Below are 23,288 nucleotides of genomic sequence, written 5' to 3' on the forward strand. Positions count from 1 at the left end.
CTCCTTACAACTGTCACCACAGTCTGTAATTCAAAGAGTAACCCATATATGTGGAATGAAACAGGGGGGAAGTTTTCGTCAGATCAATAAATCAGGAAATTTTACTTCCACGCCGGTTTCCCTGTGATATCACGGGCTTTAATGGTTTTAGCCGTTCACCCAAAAGAGAAAAAGCCCACTGGATGGGGCTTTTTGCCGTTTTTATTTTCAGACGTTTTTCCTGGGTTCCTAGATATCATCGCGGGTATACCCGACAACGATTTCAAGCGTATTACGAATGATATCGCAGGCTTTAGGATCCGTGGTCACATCAAGCGCATGTATCAGTTGCAAGATTAGCTCTTTATTAGACAGGCTCTCTCCACACACCATCATGCAGCGAATGGCGGCACCAAGAACCGCAGCTTCATCCTGCAGTGACCCCCCCGCCGTACTAAAATGTTGAGCCAGTCCGCGGTCATGAAGGGCATCAAAAAGGTAAGTGTGCTGAGTGCTGACATTATTCATGGAATTCTCTCTTAACGATCAAAAAACAGGGCGATGAGACTGTTGTAATGCGCGATTTCATCTTCATCAGTCGCCATCTCAATTTTGCCAAGCAGCTTCGAGCAAATAGTCATACGACTAAGTTGTACACGTTCTTTTAAAATCTCACTGACGATCGCACCCAACGTCTCTTCCGGCGTTGGGAGCATTTTTTTATTGAAATAGACTACCAGAGCAGCTTCAGCTGCTGATCTTGCGCGATTGTGACGCATTTAATCCGCCAGTTAGTTATTAGCCCAGAGTTGGAATAACCTAAATCTAAACTAGTCGCGCAAATCTGTACAGTGGTGTTGTACAACTTTTTTCGTCTTTACCTGGTTTTGTGATGTCCATAGCTCGTTCGGGTATTCATGTATGGCACACGAGAAGAGTGAAAAATAAAAAAGTGTAAACGATACTATGAGGGAATTATTGCAAAGGAAATGTTTATATATCTTTAAACGCTAGAATTTCAATAAGATGAAATTATGTGGCTGCCGATTCGCTCGAATATATAGTAAGCAGAACTTATACTTTCAATGCAGCACAAGCTGTAAACCCTACTGGAGTTTCAAATGAAATCCATACTCTCTAGCGTAAATAAAGAGCAGCCTAAACAGCCGCAAAAGATGCCTGATGATAAACAGGGCAACAAACAACAACCGAGCAAAAGTAAATAGCTCAAGCTATCCTGTCTGACGGAGGCGTAATGGCTGATCGTCCTGATTTAATTGATCCTTTACCAGAAGATGACACCGTTCCTGGTGATGATGTGCCTGATGTGCCAGATGTGAATGACCCGCTGGCGCCTGAAGATCCGGATGGTGTGAACAAACCACTCTGATCGGCTCGCATCTAAACCGCCTTCGGGCGGTTTTTTGCTGGGTGAAGTAAAGGGGAGGAGGGAATAAAAGGAGAGCCCGACCGATAATATCGCATTACCGATCGGGTATAACGTTTAAACAGGCGTTACGCGACGTTACGCGTATGGCCGGCCAGTACCGCCAGCGCTTCACCGTTTTCGATGGTGATATATTTACCTTTCACCGCCAGCATGCCGCTTTTCTGGAAACGACCCAGCAGACGGGAGATAGTCTCTACGGTGAGCCCCAAGTAGTTACCGATATCGCCACGCGTCATAGTCAGACGGAACTCGCGTGGTGAGAATCCTCGCTCGGCAAAACGGCGAGAGAGGTTATAGATAAAGGCCGCCAGGCGCTCTTCGGCATTCTTCTTGGACAGCAGCAGGATCATATCCTGATCGCCTTTGATTTCGCCGCTCATCAAACGCATCATTTGCTGACGCAGGCTCGGCATTTTGCCTGACAGGTCATCCAGAGTCTCGAACGGGATTTCACACACCATTGAGGTTTCCAGCGCCTGCGCAAAGCTTGGGTGATGGCCCGTACCGATAGCATCAAATCCAACCAAATCGCCTGCCAGGTGGAAGCCGGTGATCTGCTCGTCGCCCTGTTCGGTAATGGTGTAGCTCTTGATGGTGCCAGAGCGGATAGCGTAGAGGGATTTGAGTTCGTCGCCGGCTTTGAACAGCGTCTGACCTTTCTGAATCGGCTTTTTACGCTCGATAATATTATCAAGCTGGTCGAGTTCATGCTCATTCAGCGTAAAAGGGATACAGAGCTGGCTGATGCTGCAATCCTGACAGTGAATAGCACAACCGCCAGACTGAATGCGTCGAATAATTCGCTTTTCCGGGATCATAGGTATGCTCAAGCCTTAATTGATATTGGTCAATTTTAACATCTTTTTGGGGCTGGCGTAAGCCTGGTAAACCATCAATAAAGGCAAGAAAAGGGCATGCAGAGGCATCTTCTTGAAATTCCACAGAATGATTGAGGAGATGCCCCCTAAGACGAGGAAATTTAAGCACTAAAAGCCTGGTATTTACAACAGCAAGTAACCCTCATGGCGCAATAACCACTCCTTACGTTGCACCCCGCCAGCATAGCCAGTCAGGGTGCCGTTACGCCCAATAACGCGATGACACGGCACCACAATACTGACCGGGTTTGAACCGTTGGCCGCGCCAACCGCACGGGCGGCGCCTGGGCGTCCAAGCAGCGCAGCAAGCTGACCATAATGCATTACCTGGCCACAGGGGATCTGCCGTAGCGCTTTCCAGACTTCGCGCTGGAACGGCGTACCCGCAGTGGCGGTAGGCAGGTCATCAATGATGCTGAGCTCACCCTCAAACCAGGCGGTGAGCTTATCGCTCAGGCCGCCCGGATTGCTGGCGCCGATACGCTCGTAGCCTTGCGAGCGATAGTGGATATTGAGCAGTTCGACCATGCGGTCGCTGTGTTCTTCCCACTCTACGGCGCGAAGACAACCCTGCTCGTCCGCCAGAATCCACAGAGGCCCCAGCGGGGTCGCAATTTTGTCTTCGAGTAATCTCAGCATCCTGTTTTCCTTAGTTCAGACGTGGGTAAACCCCCGGCCCAATGGGCAGGCCGACAAGATACCATGCCACCAGCATCAGCAACCATACCCCTAAAAAGATAAGCGGATAGGGTAATACCAGCGAATAGTAGGTACCCAATTTCGCCTCAGGTTTATACCGTTGCAGGAAGCCTAAAAACAGCGGCACGAAGGGTGAAACAGGCGCCAGCGGGATCACCGACGAATCTGCCACGCGGAAGAGAATCTGCGCAAACGCCGGATGGAAGCCCAGCAGCATAAACATCGGGACAAAAATCGGTGCCAGAATCGACCAGATTGCCGAACCGCTGGCGATAAACATGCAGAGCAGAGAGGATAAAAGCGCCAGCCCGACAAAGGCAGGGACGCCGCTCAGACCGGCGGATTCAAGAATATCGGTCAGGCCTACCGCCATAAATTTGCCCATGTTGCTCCAGTTGAACATGGCAACGAACTGGGCCAGCGGGAAGACCATCACGATAAAACCGGCCATCTCTTTCATGGGCTCGATCATCAACTGCGGCAGGTCGGCCTGACGGCGGATTTTGCCCACCGCAATGCCATACGCCAGCGAGACCACAAAGAAGAAGAGAATGATCAGCGGCACGATGCCCTTAATGAAGGGTGAGGGCAGGACGGTATGCTGTACCGGGTCACGCAGAATGCCGTTTTCGGGTACCACCATCAGGGCAATCAGGCCAATAAACAGCAGTGAGACTACGCCAGCTACCCGCAGACCAAAACGCTGCGCGGGCGATAAGGTATCAAGTTTCTCCTCGCTGCTGCCTTGCCACTCACCGAGGCGCGGCTCCACAATTTTATCGGTGATCAGCCCACCCACGAGGGTAAGGAGGATGACGGAGCTGGCCATAAAGTACCAGTTGTCGATCACGCTGACGTGGAGTGATGCGTCCAGGGTTTTGGCCGCTTCAGTACTGATGCCCGAGAGCAGGACGTCGGTGGTCACGATCAAGAGATTAGCCGTAAAGCCACAGCCCACGCCGGCGATAGCCGCCAGCAACCCCGCCACCGGATGACGGCCGACGGCCAGGAAGATCAGCGCCCCCATCGGCGGCATGATTACCAGCGCGGCATCCGAGGAAATATGGCTAAAGAAGGCGATAAACAACACCATATAGCTGGCGTAACGTGCACTGACGTGCGACGCCATTTTTACCATCAGCGCTGGCAGCAGCCCCGATCGCTCTGCCAGCCCGGCCCCCAGCACCAGCGCCAGAATCGCCCCCAGCGGGGCAAAGCCGCTGAAGTTTTTAATCACATTGGGCAAAAACCAGTGCAGCCCCTCTACGCTCAGCAGGTTTTTTACGGCCACCATGCTGCCATCGGCCGGGTTGCGGGCACTGACGCCAAAGGCGGAGAGTGCGGCAGTGGCCACCATCAAAATCACAATCAAGTAGATGAACAGCAGGAAAGGGTGCGGCACTTTGTTGCCGACTCTTTCGACCCAACCATAGAGCTTACCGGATGGGGAATGCGAAGGTATGGAAGACATACTCATGGGCGTTCCTCGAACGTATTGGATGTTGTGTTGTGTTTATTATTTTAAAGGTGACGGTGTCACGCCGCGTGGGATCGGGCAGACATACGGTGTGTCGGCCACCATTTTTTCGAACTCCTCACGGCACGCCTGCAGCAGGGAACGATCCTGCAACAGGGAGAGCGCGGTCGCACCCATGACTTTCGCAGCCAGCAGCATCCCCTTATGTGCCATCGAGGTGCGCCCCTGGGCCACCAGCTGCCAGGTGTGCAACGGGGTGCCTACGGTAAAGCAGGGGCTGAAGCACTGCGCCACCGGCATCTTCCAGCTCACGTCGCCCACATCGGTCGAGCCCGCCAGGACGTTGTCGGTAACGGCATAGGGGGCCACCTCGTCTACCAGCAGGGTCTGCTGCTGTCGACGGGCAAAGGTTTTACCGGCCTCACCCCCGGTGGCGGCTATATTTTTCAGACTGTTGTGCAGATCGTTATCGGTAAGGGTGGCGCGGATCTCCGCTGCGAAGGCCCGCTCTTCATCACTCCACTGGGGCGTACCGTAATGGGTGAGAGCAGAATACATCGCGGCCTCCAGCGTGCGATTAGGCAAGTAGCTGGAGCAGGCTTTGTCGAAGCGCTGCTCGACGGTGGTTTCGGTCATCAGCGCCGCGCCTTGCGCAATCTTCTCGATACGCTGGTAGATCTGCTGCGCATCGGCCATCTCCGGCGCGCGAATGAGATAGAGCACTTCGGCCTGCGCCTGTACCACGTTCGGCGAGATACCCCCGGTATCGGTAATAGCGTAATGGACGCGGGCTTTTTCGATAATGTGTTCATTAAGGAAGTTTGTGCCGGTGGTCATCAGCGTCACGGCATCAAGGGCGCTGCGACCCAGATGAGGCGAGTTGGCGGCATGCGCCGCTGTACCCTGGAAGCGCCAGGCGGCCTGGATATTTGCCAGGGTGCTGACGTTGAACATGCCAGCAAAAGCCTCCGGATGCCAGGTGACGGCGGCATCCACATCATCGAACAGCCCTTCTCGTACCATAAAGGTTTTGCCGGAGCCACCCTCTTCGCCAGGGCAGCCGTAGAAGCGCACGGTACCGCTGCCGCCGTGTTGCTCGAGCCAGCTTTTCACCGCAACGGCACCCGCCAGGGCGGCAGTGCCGAGCAAATTATGGCCGCACCCGTGGCCGTTCGCGCCGGGGGTGTCACTCTGCTGAGTGGCACAACCCGCGCGCTGGCTAAGGCCTGCCAGCGCATCATACTCCCCCAGCAGCGCGATAACCGGTTTACCGCTGCCGAAGCTGGCAATAAAGGCATTGGGAATATCGCCGGGGGTGCGGGTTACGCTAAACCCCGCCTCCTGCAGCGCCGTGGCCAGCCGTTCGGCCGACCAGAACTCTTCAAAACGCGTTTCCGGATGATCCCAGATATCGTCAGCCATGTCGGTAAATTGCTGAGCGCGTGTTTCGATCGCATCGTCGATAAAGCGGTAAATCGCCTCCATCACACACCTCGCGCCCACGGAAAATTGAGCGCAGTACGCGCCAGGGTTTCGACCGCGATCTGCATGATCTGCTCATCGAAATCGAACTTTTCGTTGTGATGTCCGGCGCTGAGGGAGGTGCCAAAGACCATATAAGATGCCAGACCGCCGTTCTGCTGTACCCGGGCCATCATCAGGGTGGCATCTTCTGAGCCCGCCGGCGCAGCCACCTTATCAAGCACCTGTTCAACGCCAGCTACCTGTGAGGTTTGCTCTCGCAGGTAGTCGACCCATGCGGGGGATGGCGAACTGGAGGTGGCGGCGCCCATCAGGCGCATCTCGCTCTGTACGCCATACATCGCCGTTGCGCCGTCGATAACTGACTTTGCCCGTTCAAAAACATACTGGTTAATGGCCTCGGTCTCGCCGCGGGTCTCCACCTTCAGCAGGGCGGTGGCGGGCACCACGTTGCGACCGGTACCTGCCTGCATCACGCCAACATTCACCCGGGAAGCCCCTTCGCTGTGCGGCGCAATAGCGTGCAGACCCAGGGCGGCCTGCGCGGCGGCGAGCAGGGCATTGCGACCCTCTTCCGGTTTGCCGCCGGCGTGCGCCGCCACGCCGGTAAAGCGCACGTCGAATTTGGTGGTGGCCATAAAGTTATCGCTACCGCAAATCACCGTGCCCGCCGGCACGCCCGTGCCGATATGGATGGCGGTAAAGTAATCCACACCGTCCAGCGCGCCGGCGGCAACCATCGCCCGGGCCCCGCGCGTACCTTCTTCCGCAGGCTGGAAGATCAGCTTAATGGTGCCGTTAAGCTGCGCCTCGTTCTCTTTCAGGAGATGGGCCAGACCGAGACCGATAGTGGTGTGGCCGTCGTGTCCGCAGGCGTGCATCATGCCCGCGTTACAAGAGGCAAAACCTTCCCGGTAAGGGCGGTGATCCTCATGCAGGGCTTCGTCGAGATCCAGCGCATCCATATCTACCCGGTAGGCAAGCGTCGGGCCAGGACGGCCAGTCTGGAGGGTAGCCACGATCCCGCTAAAACCGCCTTCGAAGGCGCTCAGCCATTTTTCCGGCGCCCCCTGCGCACGCGCACGCGCAAATTCACGGGCAAGGGTTGCTTCATCCGGCAGGCCCATCCGGCTGTCGGCGTCCACAACGTCACGGCCCAGGGCCAGTTCATATCCTAGCCGATCAAGAATTTCAGCCACTTTTGCGGCGGTACGAAACTCCACCCAGCCGGATTCGGCATAGTGGTGGAAATCGCGCCGCCATGCGGTAAGTTGCGGAGATAACGTCTCAAGGTAGTGCGCTAATGCCTGCATCGTGTTTCCTGTCATCATTAGATTATGTGAACTCCCTCACGGTGTGATAGTTTTTACTTATCACTCACCGCTTTTTCACAGATTTAACCTTTCGGGAATTACCCTGACACAATCATTTCCATTAAAGTAGATGACAGTTTCTTTTCTCTGATAAACAACGGTTATCGGTGCAGCTATGACATTCCAGGTAAAATTTCATCAAATTCGGGCTTTTGTGGAAGTGGCGCGTCAGGGAAGCATCCGCGGCGCCAGCCGGGTATTGAATCTGTCGCAACCGGCGCTGACGAAATCAATCAAAGAGCTTGAAGAGGGGATTGCCGCCCAGCTTTTTATCCGCCGCAGTAAAGGGGTGGCGCTGACCGAATGTGGCGAGAGCTTTTATCACCATGCCAGTCTCATTCTGGAGGAGTTGCGTTCGGCGCAAGAGGACATTTTGCAACGTCAGGGGAAACTCGCGGGGCAGATTAACATCGGCATGGGGGCCAGCGTGGCACGTCTGCTGATGCCCGGGGTGATTAGTCGCTTTCATCAGCAACACCCGCAGGTGAAGGTGCGCATCATGGAAGGCCAACTGGTGTCGATGATCAATGAATTAAGGCAGGGTGAACTGGATTTTACTATCAATACCTATTACCGGGGGCCTTACGATCACGAATTTAGTTTTGAAAAACTTTTTGAGAAGCCTTTTGCAATATTCTGCCGGGCGGGGCATCCGGCGTTGGGCGCAACATCGATAAGCGAATTGTTAAAATACAGCTGGACGATGCCCACACCGCGAGGCAGTTATTATAAACAGTTGGAAGAAGTTTTTATTAATCGAGAACAATTCCCAAATATCGGCGTTGTATGCGAAACATTCTCATCCAGTATTAGTCTGGTGGCGCAAAGTGATTTTTTGAGCATATTACCGCAGGAGTTGGGGTGTGACCCGCTGCTGGCAAACCGGCTGGTGATGCTCCCGGTCAAAGAGACGCTGCCGAAGGCGACCTACTACCTCATCCAGCGCCGTGACACGCGCCAGACGCCGCTGACGACATCGTTGATCACGCAGTTCCGCCGGCATGCAAGGCAGATAAATAGTATGGCGGACGAAGGATAAAAAAATAGAGCCTGTCGACATCCAACAGACTCTACAGTACCCACAGCAATGCTCCACATGCATACACTGCTTAATCATTCCTTGTGCAGATGGATGCATTTATAACTGTTATCCCGGAATAAATAAAGAAAATAACGCATTCAGTGTCACAATTTTTATATTTGGACCCATTATTAACTATTATTAAATTTGACTTAAGTGGCGATTAAGGGGTCGGTTAATTTACTTATTTAACTTTTATTTTTATTTCACGGCAGCGTTATATTCGGCTTACCCCTGCCCATTGAGCCATCTATACTACCCAGGTATAGTAAGGGGTCAGTAGAAGCAGGAGGATTGCCATGAAACCCGATGATAGATCGCTTTTCCTTGATGCGATGCAGGACGTCCAGCCTCTGAAACGCTGCACCGATATCCACTGGCAGCCCGCCCCAAAAGCGCGTGACAAACAGTCGCTCGATCTGGAACAGCTCGATAACTTTTTGACCACTGGCTATCTCGATATTCTTCCGCTTGCAGAGCCGCTTGCCTATCAGCGCGAAGGCATCCAGCAGGGCGTAGTCGAGAAGCTACGTCTGGGGAAATATCCGCGCCAGGCCAGCCTTTCGCTGTTGCGCACCCCTGTAGAGCAGTGCCGTCAGCGGCTGTTTAGCTTCATCTGTCAGGCCGAGCGGGAGGGGCTTCGTAACCTTATCATCGTGCACGGTAAAGGCCGTGAGGCAGATTCTCACGCCAACATCGTGCGCAGCTATCTTGCTCGCTGGCTGACGGAATTCGATGCGGTTCAGGCTTTCTGCCCCGCGCAGCCTCATCATGGCGGCAGCGGAGCCTGCTATGTCGCATTGCGCAAGTCCAGCGAAGCCAAACTCGACACCCGCGAACGTCATGCCAAACGGAGCCGCTAAAGCACATTGAACGCGGCCTGACTGTTTAGCACCAGGCCTGAAAGGGCCACGCCCGTTAAAAACAGCGCCGTCAGCCGATTCACCACCGGGAGGGAGCGGGCAGATAAACAGCGGCGGACGCTCAGGATCCAGAGCGACAGAATCAGCAGATCCAGAATCACCCAGCCCAGCGTAAGCAGGGTTACGCTCAGCGCAAAATCGGGTGTTACGCGAATAAACTGTGGGAAAAAGGCGGCAAAGAAAAGGATATCTTTGGGATTGGCGATAGCGGCGAAAAACCCCACCCTAAATCCCCCGCGGCGAGGCTCGTCATGGGCCTCTGTGCCACCTTCCCGCCACAGATCCGCCGCCAGCCAACCGAGATAGAGAGAACCCGCCACGCCCGCCAGCGGAAGCGAGAGCGGATGAATGCGCACCGCTCCGCTCAGCATCACTACCGCCCCGACAATCAACATGAGCGACGCAAGATTACTCCCCGCAACGGTGATAAAAGCCGGGCGGTAACCCTGACGAAGCGCCGTATGGGTGACAAGCGCCACGACCGGACCCGGCGTAATCAATAACAGCACCACCGAAAAGAGATACGTCGCGAACAAGCTGATAACCATCACTGCCTCCGGGTAAACAAAGTGAGTGGGGAGTGTCGGCAAAAGCCGGGGAATTGAAAAACGGAAAATCCTGCGATTAAATGTGAGTAAAACTCATCATGGAAGATCGCGATGTCCTCACCCCTTCCGCCCTTATATGCGCTGCGCGCCTTTGATATCGCCGCGCTGCATGGCTCTTACACCCGTGCCGCCGAGGCGTTGCACGTTACCCCTGGCGCCATCAGTCGCCACATCCGCACCCTGGAGGCGCATTTCCGTTGCCAGCTATTCCTGCGTAAAGGGCCCCGCGTAGAGTTAACCGATGCGGGACGAACGCTGGCCAGCCAGTTGCGTACCGGATTTGTCGCGCTTGAAAGCGCTTGTGACGCCTTTCGTACTCCCCCTCAGTTCCTGCGCCTGAAGGCACCCACCACCCTGACGGTTAACTGGTTGCTTCAGGCGCTGAAAGGCTTTCATGAACGCCATAGCGTACCGGAGGTACAGGTCTCCAGCGTCTGGATGGATGTAGACCGGATCGATTTTCATCGTGAGGCTTTCGATTGCGCCATTCTGCTGGGGAACGGGCAGTTCGGCGAGCAGACCCACGCCCTGCGGCTGTTTGCGGAGCGTCTTGCCCCTGTCTGCGCACCCTCGCTGGTGGCGCAGGCGCAGCGCAATCTTCCGGGTTGCGATCTAATACATCCCTCGGCAGACCGCCGGGACTGGCGTCGTTGGCTGAAAGACACCCCGCTGGAACAGCAGGTGGATATCAGCCGCGGCCATCTCTTCGATACGCTGGAGCAGGGGAACCAGGCCGCCATCGCCGGGCATGGCGTGTCGGTGGCCGACCTGACCTTGAGTCGCCATGCGCTGGAGAAGGGGGTGCTGGCGCTGCCGTTTACCCGCCAGGTGGTGACGGGCGATGGCTACTATCTGGTCTGGCCGGAAGACAGTCCGCGCCAGAAAGAGATCGCGACGCTGCGTCACTATCTTCTGACCTGCGTACCGGAGTGCTGCGATGAACAATAACGCGTTAACCTATCAGCGTTTTGGCGAACCCGATGCCGTGCTCAGGCTGCAGAGCGAAAATAAAGGGGCGCGTGCGGCAGATGCACTTCGGGTAGAGATGCTCTACGCCCCGGTGAACGCATCCGATTTAATTCCCATTACGGGAGCCTATCGCCATCGCATCTCCCTGCCTGCCGTGGCGGGCTATGAAGGAGTGGGCAGGGTAATAGCCGCGCCGGCTGCTTTTGGTCATCTGCTGGGGCGCCGCGTGCTGCCTCTGCGGGGAGAGGGCACCTGGCAGCAGCGAGTGGACTGCCCGGCTGCGCTGGCGATCCCGGTGCCGGATGAGGTCGGTGATACGCTGGCCGCACGAGCGTTTATCAATCCGCTGGCGGCACAATTGATGCTGAAACTTTATCCTGTAACGGGCAAACAGGTGCTGCTCACCGCCGCGGGATCAGATTGTGCCCTGTTACTGGGCCAGTGGGCGCTAGGTAGCGGCGCCCGGGCTGTCTATGGCATCCACCGTTCGCCAGCACATGCCGAACGACTCGCCACACTGGGCATCATTCCTGTGGCGCAGGAGGATGCCGGGGCGGTTTGCCACGTCGCCGCCACTAGCGAGGGGGTATTCGATGCGACAGGAGGCGCACTGGCGCAAAGGTTGCTGGAACGAATGCCGAAAAAGGGAACCTTTGTGAGCTATGGACTGCTCAGCGGACAGCCCTTTACCCTGAGACACCACTACCCGCAGGTGCACTGGTTTCATGTGCGCAATACCTTTGCCACCCTGACTACCGAGCAGTGGCAGGCCGAATTTCAGGCCCTGTGGCCACGGTTGATCTCCAGCCACTCTAGCGACGCGGTGGTCTGGCCCTTTGCCGACTGGCGCGATGCGCTGACGCATTATCGCCAGCCGGGGAGAGTGGGGAAACCGCTACTTAAGCTGACGGGTGCGTAAAGGTTAGCGCGATGGCTGTACATCGCTGAGCAGCACCGCAATGCTCTGTCCCCCTGCGGTCTGCTCAAGGGCGATCTTGACCATAATCGTCAACGGCACAGAGAGCAGCATGCCCACCGGCCCCAGCAGCCAGCCCCAGAAAATCAGTGATAAAAAGACCACCAGCGTAGAAAGTCCCAGCCCGCGCCCCATCATGCGCGGCTCAAGGATATTGCCAAACAAGAGGTTAATCAGCAGATAGCCCGACAGCACAATCAGCGCATCGTAAAAACCGCTAAACGCCAGCACCTGAACAATGGGGGGAATAGCGGCCAATACCGAGCCGATATTAGGAATGTAGTTCAACGCAAAGGCCAACAATCCCCAGACGAACGCGAAGCGGACCTCCAGCAGGGTGAGCATGCCCCAGACCACCAGCCCGGTCACGACGCTGATCGCCGTTTTCAGCACCAGGTAGTGGGTTACGCTGTCGAGTGCACGCTGGATAGCGCCCATCCCTTCAGCGGGACGTGCCATGAGCGGCTGAAGTTTCGCCGGTAGTTGCGGCACTTCAATCAACATAAACACTACCGTCAGAAGCAGCAGGAAAATCGAGGTCATAGCATTCGAAAGCTGCGTCAGCAGGTTGGTCACCAGGGTCATGGCGGCGTTGGGATCGATAAATGTTTGTAATTGTTCGATCGACACATCGATACCCACGCGGTGGAGCCAGGGATCGAGCCGTTGTAACGGCGCCAGCAACGAGTCGCGGTAAACGGGCAGGGTGCGCGCCAGCTCGTTCAGTGAACTGCCCAGATATGCCAGCAGCAGGACCATGCCAAGAATAATCACGCCAATCAGGAGCGAGATAGCCAGCACGCGCGGCACGCGCAGGCGCACCATCCGCTGCACCAGCGGATTGAGTACCACGGCAATAAACAGCGCCAGAATAAAGGGAACGATAATATCGGCAGCAAAACGGATCCCGGCCAGCACGATGACCAGCATGCCCAGCATGATGACTATTTTTAATCCGTTGAGCGTGATGATAGGTTTTGCCATACGAGCTCCTGCGTTTTTTGTTAATAATAATCGCGAGGCACAGAGAAATAAATTAACCAATATCAAACGACAAGGGTAAAGAATTGAAAAGGTATTGAGTAAATATTTGCCCTGTGATAAAAATCAGCTGTGTTTAACTACCGGAGACAATTTTCATCTGCAATGACGAGAAGCAACACCGCAGATAATTGTAATTTTATGGACAATCTGTTCAGGACGCATTTGACAGCATTTACATTTGGTTTTTCCCCCTCTTTCTCTCCGCTTGCTGGTGAGCAACACTGGCGCAACGCGCTATAGATCCCTCTCTCTGCCTGAGCTGACGCTACGCGTTTAGCTTTCTATTACTATTTCTTTTTTTTAGGTTTGCTGTTCACAGCGAGCCGCGAAGGACTCTATTCTCAAGCAGGAGAAAACCATGTTTTACTGGATCTTATTAGCTCTGGCCATTATCGCTGAAATAACCGGCACGCTGTCGATGAAATGGGCAGCAACCAGTGGTGGACATGCCGGATTTATTTTAATGCTGGCGATGATTACGCTCTCTTATATATTTCTCTCATTTGCGGTAAAAAAAATCGCGCTGGGTGTCGCCTACGCACTCTGGGAAGGAATAGGTATTTTAATAATTACCCTTTTCAGCGTGATGCTGTTTGACGAAACCCTTTCAACGATGAAAATCGCCGGTCTGACGACCCTGGTCGCAGGCATTGTGCTGATTAAATCGGGCACCCGTAAAAGCAAAAAACAGAAAAACGAGGTGACCCATGCAGCAGTTTGAATGGATCCACGCCGCCTGGCTGGCGCTCGCCATCGTGCTGGAGATCGTCGCGAATATTTTCCTGAAGTTCTCTGACGGTTTTCGCCGAAAACTTCAGGGCCTCCTCTCTATCGCCGCCGTGCTGGGGGCCTTTAGCGCCTTGTCTCAGGCGGTCAAGGGGATCGATCTGTCGGTGGCCTATGCTCTGTGGGGCGGTTTCGGCATCGCAGCGACCTTAGCCGCGGGCTGGATCTTATTTGGTCAGCGCCTCAATCCTAAAGGCTGGGTCGGATTAGTGTTACTGATTGCCGGAATGGTGATGATAAAACTGGCCTGACTGTTCTGCTGCCTGCGAGAGCGGGCAGCGAAATTTGCCACCTGTGTTTGCTGAAAATTAGGTGTTCAAGAGGGGCATTGAAGAGCTAACTTAGTCAGCCGGCAGCGCATCTGGTACAGCAGGCCGGTGCCTGTTGACGACACCAGGCAGTAACGTATATTGCAGCTGGGGTGCATTACTCTTGCGCCAGAGCCTGTAATTTGTCGCGAAAGCCGGTGACGGAGAGCGCGCGGTTATCTGCCCGCCAGCGATCTTTCGCCGCCGGCGCCGAGCTTTGTACCCCAATCAACTGCCAGCCGCTGGCGGTTTTCAACATCAGAGGTGAACCGCTGTCACCCGGCAGGGTGTCGCACTGGTGCGAAAGAACACTGTTTTGCGCCCAGCCGGTGACGACGCAGTCCTGGTGCGTAAAGAGCCTGTCCAGATGATCTTCCGGGTAACCTGCCTGCGTCACTTTGCGATCGGCTGCTTTCAACGCGGCGGTGAGCGCGTCCTTATCGCCGCTAAACAGTGGTAGAGGGGTGATCCCGGACGGCGGATAACGCAACACCACCAGCCCAAAGTCCCATGAAGCCGCGGCAGGGGGAACAATCCAGCCGTCGCCATCGGCCTTCAGCCGTTTGCCTAGAGAGGCATCCACCCGCCCTTCGATACCGTGTATTTCATAACGCCATAACCCTTTTTGCGACACAAAGCGCAGGGCGAGCGCTTTATCTTCTTTCCCTTTCGGCGGGGTAAGCAGGCAGTGCCCGGCGGTCAGGGCCAGGCGTGGGGTAATGAGGGTGGCGGTGCAGAGGTTTCCGCTGGCGGTTTCAAGCTGTCCGATCGCATCCCAGGGGGCCTGGGTGGGATCGCTGACGCGCGTACGGTCATCATGACCAAAGAACAGCGTCTGAATTTCATCGGCATTCGCCGCGTCATCGCTGCCGTCGTCGGCATAAGAAAAACCTGATAAGAGACTTAACGTTCCCAGTAAAATCGCTGCAGATCTATGCATAGCTCACTCTGAAAGGGGTAATTATGATTATTAAAGTAAACCCTGTTAAATAACTATAGACGGGACCGCAAGAAAGTGGGAGCAAAATCAGCGTGCTACATTCAGGAAAGGAAAAAACTACCGGAAATCAGCGCGCACAAAATTAGGGTGATAAGAATCAGCTCAAACCGATAGCGACGCAGCATAACGCCCTCCGGAAATAAAAACGGTGCCGGAACAGATTGCGCTCCGGCACCGGGATACTGATGTGCCCTCAGGCACGCATGACCTTATGCAGCGGGCTGGGCAGCCGGTTTAGCCGCGTCGTGTTTTACCGCTTTCTTGTGATGTTTTTTCGCAGCCTGGGCTTTCTGTGCAACCGGCGCAGCTTCCTGTTTTTTCACCGCTTTTTTATGGTGTTTTTTCGCAGCCTGCGCTTTCTGCACTGCGGCTTTCTTGTGTTTTTTATGGTGCACAGTTTTCGCCGCTGGCGCCGCGCTGGTGGTTGCAGTGGCGGCAGGTGCCGCGGTGGTGGCAGCATCTGCAGCGAATGCAGCAGAAGAGAGACCCATAGCAGCGGCAACAACCAGAGCTAATACTTTTTTCATCGTTCTGTCCTCGAATTGGTTTTTCATTTAACCCCACTGCGGGGCCGTTGAAGAGACTATATCCCTGTAAATCCGAGGCTTCCGTGAGTGATTGGTATCGGCGTGTAACGATATGTACAACCTGTGCGAGTAGCGGTTTATTCAGCGACCAGCCACATATCGGCCTCATCAAACATCTCTTCCAGCATGCGGTTCAGTTTTTCACGATCGCTTTTGCTGGCATCGCTGTTGAGACTGTTGGCCTGCATCGGCTTTACCTTAACTACCGCTTCCGGGAAGATGCGGTTAACCCGGCGGGTTAATTCATTAAGGATGATCTCTTGTGCGCCAGGCAGACCCGCCACATTGCGCTTGTCGTAAATGAGTTCCACAAACATCGGTTAATCCTTGCACTGTTTTTATATCCAGTATTTAAACTGGCGCAGTCAAAAATAGCAAGCGGGAAATCGCCGGGCGGAGCGCCCGGCGCGAGAGGTCAGAGGTAACGTGAGGTGAGGTGCTGGCGGAAGTACGCACTATTCAGATCTTCGCCGGTGGCCTGCTGAATGAGCTGCGAGGTGCTGAAGCGACTCCCGTGCTGCCAAATATTCTGGCGTAGCCAGTCGAACAGGGCGCTGAAATCGCCTTCGGCGATGGCGCTGTCCAGTCCCGGCAGCGCGTTTCTGGCCGCATGGAAGAGCTGTGCGGCATACATCGCGCCCAGCGTATAAGACGGGAAGTAGCCAAAACCACCGTCGGTCCAGTGAATATCCTGCATACAGCCGTTACGGTAGTTATCTTTCGTCGATAATCCGAGCCAGGCTTGCATTTTTTCATCCCACAGGGCTGGAATATCGTCCACTTCGATATCGCCGTTAATCAGCGCACGCTCGATTTCGTAGCGCAGAACCACGTGTGCCGGGTAGCTCACTTCGTCCGCATCTACGCGGATATACCCCGGCTTAACGCGCTGGTTCCAGGCGATAAAGTTCTCTTCAGAAAACGCCGCCTGGCTGCCGAAACGTTGATGAACGGCAGGAAGCAGCTTTTTCAGAAAGGCGTTGCTGCGCCCGAGCTGCATCTCAAAAAACAGGCTTTGAGATTCATGAATGGCCGTCGAGCGCGCCAGCGCAACCGGCTGACCTTGCCAGGTGCGCGGCAGGTTCTGCTCGTAACGCGCGTGGCCGGTTTCATGCACCACGCCAAACAGGGCGCTGAGCAGATCTTCTTCGTCGTAGCGGGTCGTGATTCGCACATCTTCCGGTACGCCGCCGCAGAAGGGGTGCGCGCTCACGTCCAGGCGTCCGCCGTTAAAATCAAAGCCGAGCATCGTCATCGTCTCAAGCCCCAGCTCACGCTGAGTGGCAATCGGGAACGGCCCCTGAGGCGGCACGAACGACTGCTGGGCCTGCTTTTCGACAACCTGCGCCAGCAGTTGCGGCAGCCAGGATTTCAGATCAGCAAAGAGTACATCCAGCCGGGCGCTGGTCATGTCCGGTTCGAAAATATCCAGCAGCGCATCGTACGGGGTGCAGCCTTTCGCCTCCGCGCGCAGGCGGGCCTCTTCACGACTGAGTTTGACCACCTCTTTCAGGTTGGCCGAAAAGCCTTGCCAGTCATTTGCAGGGCGCTGGGTACGCCAGGCATGTTCACATTTGCTGCCCGCCAGCGATTTCGCTTCGACCAGGGCTTCAGGCAGGAGAGACGCCTGTTGATAATGTCGCTGCATTTCTCGCAGGTTGGCCTGTTCGACGTCGTTCAAATTCTCACTCTGAGCCGCATCCAGCCATTCGCCCACTTTTTTATCGGTGAGGATCTGGTGTTGCAACACGCTCAGCTCTGCCAGGGCTTCGCCACGTGCCGCACTCCCGCCTGGCGGCATCATGGTAAACATGTCCCAGTTGGCGATGGAGGAGAGGTGAGAGAAGCGGGAGAGACGCTGGAAAGTGCGGGTGAGTTGTTGGTAGTTATTGTTTTCCATTAAGACCTCGTGTCTGAACAAGCCAATGCCCCACGTTAGCATCAGGCTGGCGTAAACACGAGGCCGGGTTTTGTTAATGCAGCCGTTTATGCAGGCTGGCCCCCACCAACAGCGCGGCACAGAGCATCAGCGCGATAAAAGCCCCCACGCCGTTCCAGCCGTAGTGGTGCCAGAACACGCCCCCCAGCGTCCCGGCAAGACTGGATCCGAGATAGTAGCTGAAAAGGTAGAGAGAAGAGGCCTGGCCTTTTGCGCGGCGCGCACGGGGGCCAATCCAGCTACTGGCCACCGAATGGGCAGCAAAGAAGCCCGCCGAGAAGAGCAGCATCCCGGCAAAAATCACCCACAGTGGAGAGAACAGTGTCAGCAGAAGTCCGCTTAACATTATCCCCGTCGAGGCCACCATGACCGGGCCGCGGCCATAGCGGGCCGTCATGGCGCCCGCTTTCGGCGAACTCCAGGTGCCGGTCAGGTAAGCCACCGACAGCAGGCCCACCAGCGCCTGGCTCAGATGCCAGGGGGAGAGCATCAACCGGTAACCGATATAGTTAAAGAGGGTCACAAAGGCGCCCATCAGCAAAAAGCCCATCAGGAACAGGCGCGGGAGCCCTTTATCCCGCCAGTGGAGGCGAAAGTTGATAAACAGCGTTTTCGGACGCAGTGAAGTGGGGCGAAAATGGCGTGATGCCGGCAATATACGCCAGAACATCAGCGCTGCGGCCAGCGCAAAACAGCCAATGGCCGCCAGCGCAATCCGCCAGCTAAAGAAGTCGGTAAACACGCCGCTTAGCAGGCGTCCGCTCATGCCGCCAATCGAGTTTCCGCTGATATAGAGCCCCATCGAAAATGCAACAAAACTGGGGTGGATCTCCTCGCTAAGATAGGTCATCCCTACTGCCGCTACGCCGCTCAGCGATAAGCCTATCAGCGCGCGCATCAGCAAAATACCGTGCCAGCTGGTCATCAAAGTCGATAGCAGGGTACAGATCGAAGCCAACAGCAGGGCGGTAACCATCACCGGTTTACGCCCTATGGCATCGGAGAGCGGGCCGGTAAAGAGCAGTCCAATAGCCAGCATGCCGGTGGAAATCGAAAGGGAGATACTGCTGCTGGCTGGTGAAACGCCAAACTCGCTGGAGAGTACCGGCAATATCGGCTGTACGCAGTAGAGCAGGGCAAAGGTCGCCAGTCCGGCGGAAAAGAGCGCGAGGGTGACGCGCATAAATTGCGGCGTACCGCGCTTAATGAATTGTACCGGCAGCGGTCGGGCGGGTTTGACGTCGATGTCGCTTGCCGGCGCGATATCGGCGGTAGTTGTACGGCTCACTCTGTTTCCTTGGTTTAGGTTTCCGTGACGACGGGTAATGGGTATGCCCACAAGGATCAGGGTAGGAAATTGTAAATATTCTGTCTAATATATTAATAATCTCAAATGATACTTTAAATATATGAATATTGAACTGCGACATTTTCGCTACTTTATTGCCGTAGCTGAAGAGCTGCACTTTGGCCGCGCGGCGGCCAGGCTCAACATCTCGCAACCCCCGCTGAGTCAACAAATTCAAATACTCGAGCAGCAGGTCGGGGCGCGTCTGCTGGCGCGAACCAACCGAAGCGTTGCGCTTACGGCGGCGGGTAAACAGTTTCTTGCCGACAGCCGCCAGATCCTCGGTACCGTAGACGAGGCCGCCGCCCGTGCGGCACGGCTTCACCTGGGTGAAACCGGAGAGTTGCGCATCGGTTTTACCTCTTCCGCCCCCTTTATCACGGCCGTCTCGACGACGTTGTCATCGTTTCGCCGTCACTATCCCGACGTGCATATTCAGACGCGAGAGATTAACACCCGTGAGCAGATCGCTCCCCTGAACGAAGGGTCGCTGGATCTGGGGTTAATGCGCAACACCCAACTCCCGGAAAGCCTGGCCTGGCAACCTATTCTGCGAGAACCCCTGATGGCGATGATCCCCAAAGATCATCCGTTAGCGGCAAAGCCGACGGTGACGCTGGCCGAGCTGGCGCGAGAGCCGTTTGTCTTTTTTGATCCACATGTGGGCACCGGGCTTTATGACGATATTCTCGGGATAATGCGCCGTTATGGGCTGGCGCCAGTGATGGCCCAGGAGGTGGGTGAAGCGATGACGATTATTGGGCTGGTGGCGGCCGGGCTGGGGGTATCTATTCTGCCCGCCTCGTTTAAGCGGGTGCAACTCAACGAAATGCGCTGGGTCCCCCTTGCCGAACCGGATGCCGTTTCCGAAATGTGGCTGGTCTGGCCCAGGCACCACGAACTGAGCGCAGCGGCACAGCGTTTCAAAACGCAGCTGATTACTGCCGCGCCGGGGCGCTAAAATCGCCAAAATAGGGTTAAAAACGTGCTGTTAATCACAAGGCTACGTAAATATTTGACGACCGACGGTGAAGTGTTTCACCATAGCCGAAAGTTTATTTCGAAGCGCGAAAATAAGGGAGTACGTGGTGGTTGCTGATAGTCAGCCTGGGCATATTGATCAGATCAAACAGACCAATGCAGGAGCAGTATATCGCCTGATTGATCAGCTTGGTCCGGTTTCGCGTATTGACCTCTCCCGTCTTGCTCAACTGGCCCCCGCCAGTATTACAAAAATTGTCCGCGAAATGCTCGAAGCCCACCTGGTGCAAGAGACTGAGATTCAGGAGCCGGGCAGCCGTGGTCGTCCGGCAGTGGGGCTGGTGGTAGAAACCGAAGCCTGGCACTACCTGTCGCTGCGTATCAGCCGCGGTGAGATTATGCTCGCCCTGCGGGATCTCAGCAGTAAGTTAGTGGTAGAAGACCGCTTGCCGTTACCTCTCACGGCGGCGCAGCCGCTGCTGCAGCGCATTACTGCGCTTATCGATCAGTTCTTTATCAATCATCAGCAAAAACTGGAACGCCTGACCGCTATCGCTATCACGCTGCCAGGCATTATTGATACCGAAAACGGCGTGGTCCACCGCATGCCTTTTTACGAGGATGTGAAAGAGATGGCCCTGGGCGAAGTGCTGGAGAAGCATACCGGCGTGCCGGTGTACATCCAGCATGATATCAGCGCCTGGACCATGGCCGAAGCCCTGTTTGGTGCATCGCGCGGGGCGCGGGACGTTATTCAGGTGGTCATCGATCATAACGTCGGCGCCGGCGTCATTACCGATGGTCGTCTCCTGCATGCGGGCAGCAGCAGCCTGGTCGAGATTGGTCATACTCAGGTCGATCCCTATGGTAAACGCTGTTATTGCGGTAACCACGGCTGCCTGGAGACCATCGCCAGTATCGAAAGTATTATGGAGCTGGCCCAACTGCGCCTGAGCCAGTCAATGAGCTCAATGTTGCACGGCCAGCCACTCACCGTCGAGTCGCTCTGTGCCGCCGCGCAGCAGGGCGATTTGCTGGCGAAAGATATTATTACCGGGGTGGGTAATAACGTTGGGCGCATTCTCGCCATTATGGTTAACCTGTTCAACCCGCAAAAAATTCTGATTGGCTCTCCCCTGAGCCAGGCGCACGATGTCCTCTTCCCGGCTATTGCCGACTGCATCCGCCAGCAATCCTTGCCCGCCTACAGCAAACACATTGCCGTTGAAAGCACCCAGTTCACCAATCAGGGCACCATGGCCGGAGCGGCGCTGGTCAAAGATGCGATGTATAACGGCTCCTTACTGATTCGCTTACTCCAGGGTTAATTGATTTCCGATAGAGTTACCAAATATTGCGCTATCTCAAGCCGGTGATATCACGCATACCTTAGACTTCCTCCACTGAATTATTTCGTTGGTTTATATTTTCACGGCATAACGGTGGAGTAAGTGATGCTTAAGCGTTTCTTTGTTACGGGTACGGATACCTCTGTCGGCAAAACAGTGGTCTCCCGCGCCTTACTGCAGGCCCTGGCTGCGAGCGGTAAGTGCGTGGCAGGATACAAGCCAGTCGCAAAAGGCAGTAAAGAGACGCCAGAAGGATTGCGTAATAAAGACGCGCTGGTGCTGCAAAGCGTCTCTTCCCTGGCGCTGCCCTATGAGGCGATTAACCCTATTGCCCTCAGCGAAGATGAGAGCAGCGTAGCGCACAGCGGGCGTGTCGATTACACCTTGCTGTCGAACGGCCTGGCGAACTTAAGTGACAAGGTCGATCACGTGGTGGTTGAAGGCACCGGTGGCTGGCGGAGTCTGATGAACGACCTGCGTCCGCTCTCTGAATGGGTAGTCCAGGAGCAATTGCCGGTACTGATGGTGGTGGGTATTCAGGAGGGCTGCATTAACCATGCCCTTCTTACCGCCCAGGCCATCGCCAACGACGGTCTGCCGCTGGTGGGCTGGGTGGCGAACCGCATCAATCCGGGGCTGGCCCACTACGCCGAAATCATCGAGGTGCTGAGCAAAAAACTGCCGGGCCCTCTGGTGGGCGAGTTGCCTTACCTGCCGCGGGCAGAGCAGCGAGAGCTGTCGCAGTATATCGATCTAACCATGTTCGGCCGCGCGCTGGCCGTAGATCGCGTTCTGGCGTAAGGTTCGCGACAGTACCGACGCCAGCACGCAGGCAATCAGTAAGCCGGGCAGCAGCGCATACTGCCCGGTCATTTCACAGACCATCAACGTCGCCATAATCGGCGCATGGGTGGTGGCCGCCAGCAGCGTGGCCATCCCCGTTAACCCCAACAATATCGCCATCTCCGGCTGGGGGATCGCTACGCCGGCTATCCGGGCGAAGACCATTCCCAGCGCCATACCGATAAACAGCGTCGGTGTAAATACTCCACCGGGGGCGCCTGAACCGCTACTGGCTAATACCGCCAGCAATTTGCAGATCAACACGCCGCCTACGACCGCAAGCAGCGGCGGGGCTAGCAGATCCGCCTGAACCACGCTATAGCCGTTGCCCCAGACCCGGGGCGTTAACAGCGACAGTAACCCGACAATCAATCCGCCCAGCGCCAGCTGCAGCGGGGGAGAGAGCTTTAGCCGCACGAAGAGGGCGTGGCTTTGGTCCATCAACCACATTAAGAGGGGGCCGCCAAGCCCTGCCAGCAGCCCCATGGCGATCATCAGCGCATAATCGACGCCGTCGGGTAAGCCGCTCAGGTGCACCTGATACAGCTGCGTCACGCCCGGGCTGAGAAGCTGAGTGGTCAGCAGCGCCACCACAGCGGCAACCACCACCGGGCCGAGCGAGGCGAGCATCAGGGTGCCAAACAGGATTTCGGCGATAAATAAACTGCCTGCCAGTGGAGCATGATAAGCGCTGGCCATACCGGCTGCCGCACCGCAGGCTATCCACAGTTTCCACTCGCGCTGTGGGGTAAAGCGCCTGGCAAACCACGAGGCCGCCAGCGCCGCCAGCAGGATCATTGCCCCTTCGCGGCCAATGGCGCTGCCGCTCGCCACCACCAGCAACGAGGCGAGGGATTTCACCAGACTGCCGGGATAATCGAACTGCCCGTCACCGGTTTCAATCGCCTCCATATAGTCGGTGGGGGCATGCGGGCGCTGGCGCGTATAGCGTTGCCAGCCCCACAGCAGCAGACCCGCCGCCAGTCCCCCGAGCGCCGGGGTGATGGCGCGCCGCCAGGGGGCCAGACTGGCGGCCGCGTTCACCAGACTACCGCTGTCATTACTTAAAAATGCCACTTCGAGCAGGTACATCGCATGGCGAAAGACGGCCACGGCCAGTGCCGCCAGCACGCCCGTCAGGGTGGCAATCAGTAACCGACGAAACATCGCCCGGATATCGCGATAAGCATGAAGACGCTGCATAGCTC

The 23,288-nt window shown here is 55.9% G+C and carries 26 protein-coding genes; 11 read left to right on the forward strand and 15 right to left on the reverse strand.

Annotated elements, in window-relative coordinates:
* Positions 1 to 228: 228 nt before the first annotated feature.
* Both B3B59_RS09850 and B3B59_RS09855 read right to left on the reverse strand, forming a co-directional pair.
* Complete coding sequence (locus tag B3B59_RS09850) at positions 229 to 507, reverse strand: biofilm development regulator YmgB/AriR family protein (protein ID WP_286808859.1); 279 nt, start codon at positions 505 to 507, stop codon at positions 229 to 231.
* A gap of 11 nt (positions 508 to 518) precedes the next feature.
* The gene (locus tag B3B59_RS09855; RefSeq protein ID WP_046887242.1) at positions 519 to 758 is read right to left on the reverse strand and encodes a hypothetical protein; all 240 of its coding nucleotides are present in this window, start codon (positions 756 to 758) and stop codon (positions 519 to 521) included.
* 476 nt (positions 759 to 1,234) lie between these two features.
* Between B3B59_RS09855 and B3B59_RS09860 the strand changes: the two genes are divergently transcribed.
* A complete protein-coding gene (locus B3B59_RS09860) occupies positions 1,235 to 1,369 on the forward strand; it encodes a hypothetical protein (RefSeq protein ID WP_233804409.1) in 135 nt (44 codons plus the stop codon).
* Positions 1,370 to 1,494: 125 nt separating this feature from the next.
* On the opposite strand, the gene fnr is transcribed toward B3B59_RS09860, so the two are convergent.
* From fnr to B3B59_RS09885, 5 genes are all read right to left on the reverse strand, one after another.
* Positions 1,495 to 2,247, reverse strand: a complete 753-nt coding sequence (gene fnr / locus B3B59_RS09865; protein ID WP_040075840.1) for a fumarate/nitrate reduction transcriptional regulator Fnr — start codon at positions 2,245 to 2,247, stop codon at positions 1,495 to 1,497.
* 183 nt (positions 2,248 to 2,430) lie between these two features.
* Positions 2,431 to 2,946 (reverse strand): methylated-DNA--[protein]-cysteine S-methyltransferase, encoded by a 516-nt coding sequence (gene ogt, locus B3B59_RS09870; RefSeq protein ID WP_212478022.1) that lies wholly within the window; start codon positions 2,944 to 2,946, stop codon positions 2,431 to 2,433.
* A 10-nt stretch (positions 2,947 to 2,956) separates the two neighbouring features.
* Positions 2,957 to 4,483, reverse strand: a complete 1,527-nt coding sequence (gene abgT / locus B3B59_RS09875) for a p-aminobenzoyl-glutamate transporter (protein ID WP_046887244.1) — start codon at positions 4,481 to 4,483, stop codon at positions 2,957 to 2,959.
* A 39-nt stretch (positions 4,484 to 4,522) separates the two neighbouring features.
* Positions 4,523 to 5,968 (reverse strand): M20 family metallopeptidase, encoded by a 1,446-nt coding sequence (locus B3B59_RS09880; RefSeq protein WP_233804410.1) that lies wholly within the window; start codon positions 5,966 to 5,968, stop codon positions 4,523 to 4,525.
* Positions 5,968 to 7,278 carry a M20 family metallo-hydrolase gene (locus B3B59_RS09885; protein WP_286808860.1) on the reverse strand — a complete coding sequence of 437 codons (1,311 nt, stop codon included), beginning with the start codon at positions 7,276 to 7,278 and terminating at the stop codon, positions 5,968 to 5,970. The genes B3B59_RS09880 and B3B59_RS09885 overlap by 1 nt, the downstream gene beginning before the upstream one ends.
* 175 nt (positions 7,279 to 7,453) lie before the next feature.
* Between B3B59_RS09885 and B3B59_RS09890 the strand changes: the two genes are divergently transcribed.
* On the forward strand, positions 7,454 to 8,377 hold the full coding sequence (locus B3B59_RS09890) for a LysR family transcriptional regulator (protein ID WP_046887247.1): 924 nt from the start codon (positions 7,454 to 7,456) through the stop codon (positions 8,375 to 8,377).
* 341 nt (positions 8,378 to 8,718) lie between these two features.
* Complete coding sequence (smrA, locus tag B3B59_RS09895; RefSeq protein WP_286808861.1) at positions 8,719 to 9,282, forward strand: DNA endonuclease SmrA; 564 nt, start codon at positions 8,719 to 8,721, stop codon at positions 9,280 to 9,282.
* On the opposite strand, the gene B3B59_RS09900 is transcribed toward smrA, so the two are convergent.
* Positions 9,279 to 9,890: a LysE family translocator gene (locus tag B3B59_RS09900; protein ID WP_286808862.1), complete on the reverse strand. Its 612-nt coding sequence runs from the start codon at positions 9,888 to 9,890 to the stop codon at positions 9,279 to 9,281. The two genes, smrA and B3B59_RS09900, sit on opposite strands and share 4 nt — an antisense overlap.
* A 111-nt stretch (positions 9,891 to 10,001) precedes the next feature.
* Here B3B59_RS09900 and B3B59_RS09905 point away from each other — a divergent pair, with 111 nt between their 5' ends.
* Together B3B59_RS09905 and B3B59_RS09910 are read left to right on the forward strand one after the other, a co-directional pair.
* Positions 10,002 to 10,898 carry a LysR substrate-binding domain-containing protein gene (locus B3B59_RS09905; RefSeq protein ID WP_286808864.1) on the forward strand — a complete coding sequence of 299 codons (897 nt, stop codon included), beginning with the start codon at positions 10,002 to 10,004 and terminating at the stop codon, positions 10,896 to 10,898.
* The gene (locus tag B3B59_RS09910; RefSeq protein ID WP_286808865.1) at positions 10,888 to 11,838 is read left to right on the forward strand and encodes a zinc-dependent alcohol dehydrogenase family protein; all 951 of its coding nucleotides are present in this window, start codon (positions 10,888 to 10,890) and stop codon (positions 11,836 to 11,838) included. The genes B3B59_RS09905 and B3B59_RS09910 overlap by 11 nt, the downstream gene beginning before the upstream one ends.
* Before the next feature lie 3 nt (positions 11,839 to 11,841).
* Here the strand turns inward: B3B59_RS09910 and B3B59_RS09915 are convergent, their stop codons facing one another.
* On the reverse strand, positions 11,842 to 12,879 hold the full coding sequence (locus tag B3B59_RS09915) for an AI-2E family transporter (protein ID WP_286808866.1): 1,038 nt from the start codon (positions 12,877 to 12,879) through the stop codon (positions 11,842 to 11,844).
* A 129-nt stretch (positions 12,880 to 13,008) separates the two neighbouring features.
* On the opposite strand from B3B59_RS09915, the gene B3B59_RS20540 reads away from it, so the two are divergent.
* The 3 genes from B3B59_RS20540 to mdtI all read left to right on the forward strand — a co-directional run bounded on the left by B3B59_RS20540 (position 13,009) and on the right by mdtI (position 13,976).
* Positions 13,009 to 13,179 (forward strand): hypothetical protein, encoded by a 171-nt coding sequence (locus B3B59_RS20540; protein WP_422655493.1) that lies wholly within the window; start codon positions 13,009 to 13,011, stop codon positions 13,177 to 13,179.
* Positions 13,180 to 13,297: 118 nt separating this feature from the next.
* Positions 13,298 to 13,660, forward strand: a complete 363-nt coding sequence (gene mdtJ / locus B3B59_RS09920) for a multidrug/spermidine efflux SMR transporter subunit MdtJ (RefSeq protein ID WP_040075826.1) — start codon at positions 13,298 to 13,300, stop codon at positions 13,658 to 13,660.
* Positions 13,647 to 13,976, forward strand: a complete 330-nt coding sequence (mdtI, locus tag B3B59_RS09925; RefSeq protein WP_040075825.1) for a multidrug/spermidine efflux SMR transporter subunit MdtI — start codon at positions 13,647 to 13,649, stop codon at positions 13,974 to 13,976. Before mdtJ ends, mdtI begins: the two co-directional genes overlap by 14 nt.
* Before the next feature lie 175 nt (positions 13,977 to 14,151).
* Here mdtI and B3B59_RS09930 read toward each other — a convergent pair whose 3' ends face one another.
* The 5 genes from B3B59_RS09930 to B3B59_RS09950 all read right to left on the reverse strand — a co-directional run bounded on the left by B3B59_RS09930 (position 14,152) and on the right by B3B59_RS09950 (position 18,847).
* Positions 14,152 to 14,973, reverse strand: coding sequence for a trypsin-like serine peptidase (locus B3B59_RS09930; RefSeq protein ID WP_046887254.1), 822 nt, complete (start codon positions 14,971 to 14,973; stop codon positions 14,152 to 14,154).
* Between the two features lie 269 nt (positions 14,974 to 15,242).
* A complete protein-coding gene (gene asr, locus B3B59_RS09935; protein WP_046887255.1) occupies positions 15,243 to 15,560 on the reverse strand; it encodes an acid resistance repetitive basic protein Asr in 318 nt (105 codons plus the stop codon).
* Between the two features lie 137 nt (positions 15,561 to 15,697).
* Complete coding sequence (locus B3B59_RS09940; RefSeq protein ID WP_040075822.1) at positions 15,698 to 15,937, reverse strand: DinI family protein; 240 nt, start codon at positions 15,935 to 15,937, stop codon at positions 15,698 to 15,700.
* Between the two features lie 98 nt (positions 15,938 to 16,035).
* Positions 16,036 to 17,520, reverse strand: coding sequence for a carboxypeptidase M32 (locus tag B3B59_RS09945; protein ID WP_286808868.1), 1,485 nt, complete (start codon positions 17,518 to 17,520; stop codon positions 16,036 to 16,038).
* Between the two features lie 73 nt (positions 17,521 to 17,593).
* Positions 17,594 to 18,847 (reverse strand): MFS transporter, encoded by a 1,254-nt coding sequence (locus tag B3B59_RS09950; protein ID WP_286808869.1) that lies wholly within the window; start codon positions 18,845 to 18,847, stop codon positions 17,594 to 17,596.
* Positions 18,848 to 18,968: 121 nt separating this feature from the next.
* Here B3B59_RS09950 and B3B59_RS09955 point away from each other — a divergent pair, with 121 nt between their 5' ends.
* The 3 genes from B3B59_RS09955 (at position 18,969) to bioD (ending at position 22,038) form a co-directional block, all read left to right on the forward strand.
* Positions 18,969 to 19,868 carry a LysR family transcriptional regulator gene (locus tag B3B59_RS09955; protein WP_286808870.1) on the forward strand — a complete coding sequence of 300 codons (900 nt, stop codon included), beginning with the start codon at positions 18,969 to 18,971 and terminating at the stop codon, positions 19,866 to 19,868.
* A gap of 127 nt (positions 19,869 to 19,995) precedes the next feature.
* Positions 19,996 to 21,216 carry a sugar metabolism global transcriptional regulator Mlc gene (gene mlc / locus B3B59_RS09960; protein ID WP_040078502.1) on the forward strand — a complete coding sequence of 407 codons (1,221 nt, stop codon included), beginning with the start codon at positions 19,996 to 19,998 and terminating at the stop codon, positions 21,214 to 21,216.
* A 126-nt stretch (positions 21,217 to 21,342) separates the two neighbouring features.
* Positions 21,343 to 22,038: a dethiobiotin synthase gene (gene bioD / locus B3B59_RS09965; protein ID WP_040075818.1), complete on the forward strand. Its 696-nt coding sequence runs from the start codon at positions 21,343 to 21,345 to the stop codon at positions 22,036 to 22,038.
* On the opposite strand, the gene clcB is transcribed toward bioD, so the two are convergent.
* Complete coding sequence (gene clcB, locus B3B59_RS09970; protein ID WP_286808871.1) at positions 21,991 to 23,283, reverse strand: voltage-gated ClC-type chloride channel ClcB; 1,293 nt, start codon at positions 23,281 to 23,283, stop codon at positions 21,991 to 21,993. The genes bioD and clcB overlap by 48 nt on opposite strands.
* Positions 23,284 to 23,288: the final 5 nt, after the last annotated feature.

This window comes from Leclercia sp. UBA2479 (assembly GCF_002341985.1).
Classification (GTDB): domain Bacteria; phylum Pseudomonadota; class Gammaproteobacteria; order Enterobacterales; family Enterobacteriaceae; genus Enterobacter; species Enterobacter pneumoniae.

Coding starts and splice junctions, on each gene's coding strand:
- B3B59_RS09850 (WP_286808859.1), bottom strand. CDS start 507: ATGAATAATGTCAGCACTCAGCACACTTACCTTTTTGATGCCCTTCAT.
- B3B59_RS09855 (WP_046887242.1), bottom strand. CDS start 758: ATGCGTCACAATCGCGCAAGATCAGCAGCTGAAGCTGCTCTGGTAGTC.
- B3B59_RS09860 (WP_233804409.1), top strand. CDS start 1,235: ATGGCTGATCGTCCTGATTTAATTGATCCTTTACCAGAAGATGACACC.
- fnr (WP_040075840.1), bottom strand. CDS start 2,247: ATGATCCCGGAAAAGCGAATTATTCGACGCATTCAGTCTGGCGGTTGT.
- ogt (WP_212478022.1), bottom strand. CDS start 2,946: ATGCTGAGATTACTCGAAGACAAAATTGCGACCCCGCTGGGGCCTCTG.
- abgT (WP_046887244.1), bottom strand. CDS start 4,483: ATGAGTATGTCTTCCATACCTTCGCATTCCCCATCCGGTAAGCTCTAT.
- B3B59_RS09880 (WP_233804410.1), bottom strand. CDS start 5,968: ATGGAGGCGATTTACCGCTTTATCGACGATGCGATCGAAACACGCGCT.
- B3B59_RS09885 (WP_286808860.1), bottom strand. CDS start 7,278: ATGCAGGCATTAGCGCACTACCTTGAGACGTTATCTCCGCAACTTACC.
- B3B59_RS09890 (WP_046887247.1), top strand. CDS start 7,454: ATGACATTCCAGGTAAAATTTCATCAAATTCGGGCTTTTGTGGAAGTG.
- smrA (WP_286808861.1), top strand. CDS start 8,719: ATGAAACCCGATGATAGATCGCTTTTCCTTGATGCGATGCAGGACGTC.
- B3B59_RS09900 (WP_286808862.1), bottom strand. CDS start 9,890: ATGGTTATCAGCTTGTTCGCGACGTATCTCTTTTCGGTGGTGCTGTTA.
- B3B59_RS09905 (WP_286808864.1), top strand. CDS start 10,002: ATGTCCTCACCCCTTCCGCCCTTATATGCGCTGCGCGCCTTTGATATC.
- B3B59_RS09910 (WP_286808865.1), top strand. CDS start 10,888: ATGAACAATAACGCGTTAACCTATCAGCGTTTTGGCGAACCCGATGCC.
- B3B59_RS09915 (WP_286808866.1), bottom strand. CDS start 12,879: ATGGCAAAACCTATCATCACGCTCAACGGATTAAAAATAGTCATCATG.
- mdtJ (WP_040075826.1), top strand. CDS start 13,298: ATGTTTTACTGGATCTTATTAGCTCTGGCCATTATCGCTGAAATAACC.
- mdtI (WP_040075825.1), top strand. CDS start 13,647: ATGCAGCAGTTTGAATGGATCCACGCCGCCTGGCTGGCGCTCGCCATC.
- B3B59_RS09930 (WP_046887254.1), bottom strand. CDS start 14,973: ATGCATAGATCTGCAGCGATTTTACTGGGAACGTTAAGTCTCTTATCA.
- asr (WP_046887255.1), bottom strand. CDS start 15,560: ATGAAAAAAGTATTAGCTCTGGTTGTTGCCGCTGCTATGGGTCTCTCT.
- B3B59_RS09940 (WP_040075822.1), bottom strand. CDS start 15,937: ATGTTTGTGGAACTCATTTACGACAAGCGCAATGTGGCGGGTCTGCCT.
- B3B59_RS09945 (WP_286808868.1), bottom strand. CDS start 17,520: ATGGAAAACAATAACTACCAACAACTCACCCGCACTTTCCAGCGTCTC.
- B3B59_RS09955 (WP_286808870.1), top strand. CDS start 18,969: ATGAATATTGAACTGCGACATTTTCGCTACTTTATTGCCGTAGCTGAA.
- bioD (WP_040075818.1), top strand. CDS start 21,343: ATGCTTAAGCGTTTCTTTGTTACGGGTACGGATACCTCTGTCGGCAAA.
- clcB (WP_286808871.1), bottom strand. CDS start 23,283: ATGCAGCGTCTTCATGCTTATCGCGATATCCGGGCGATGTTTCGTCGG.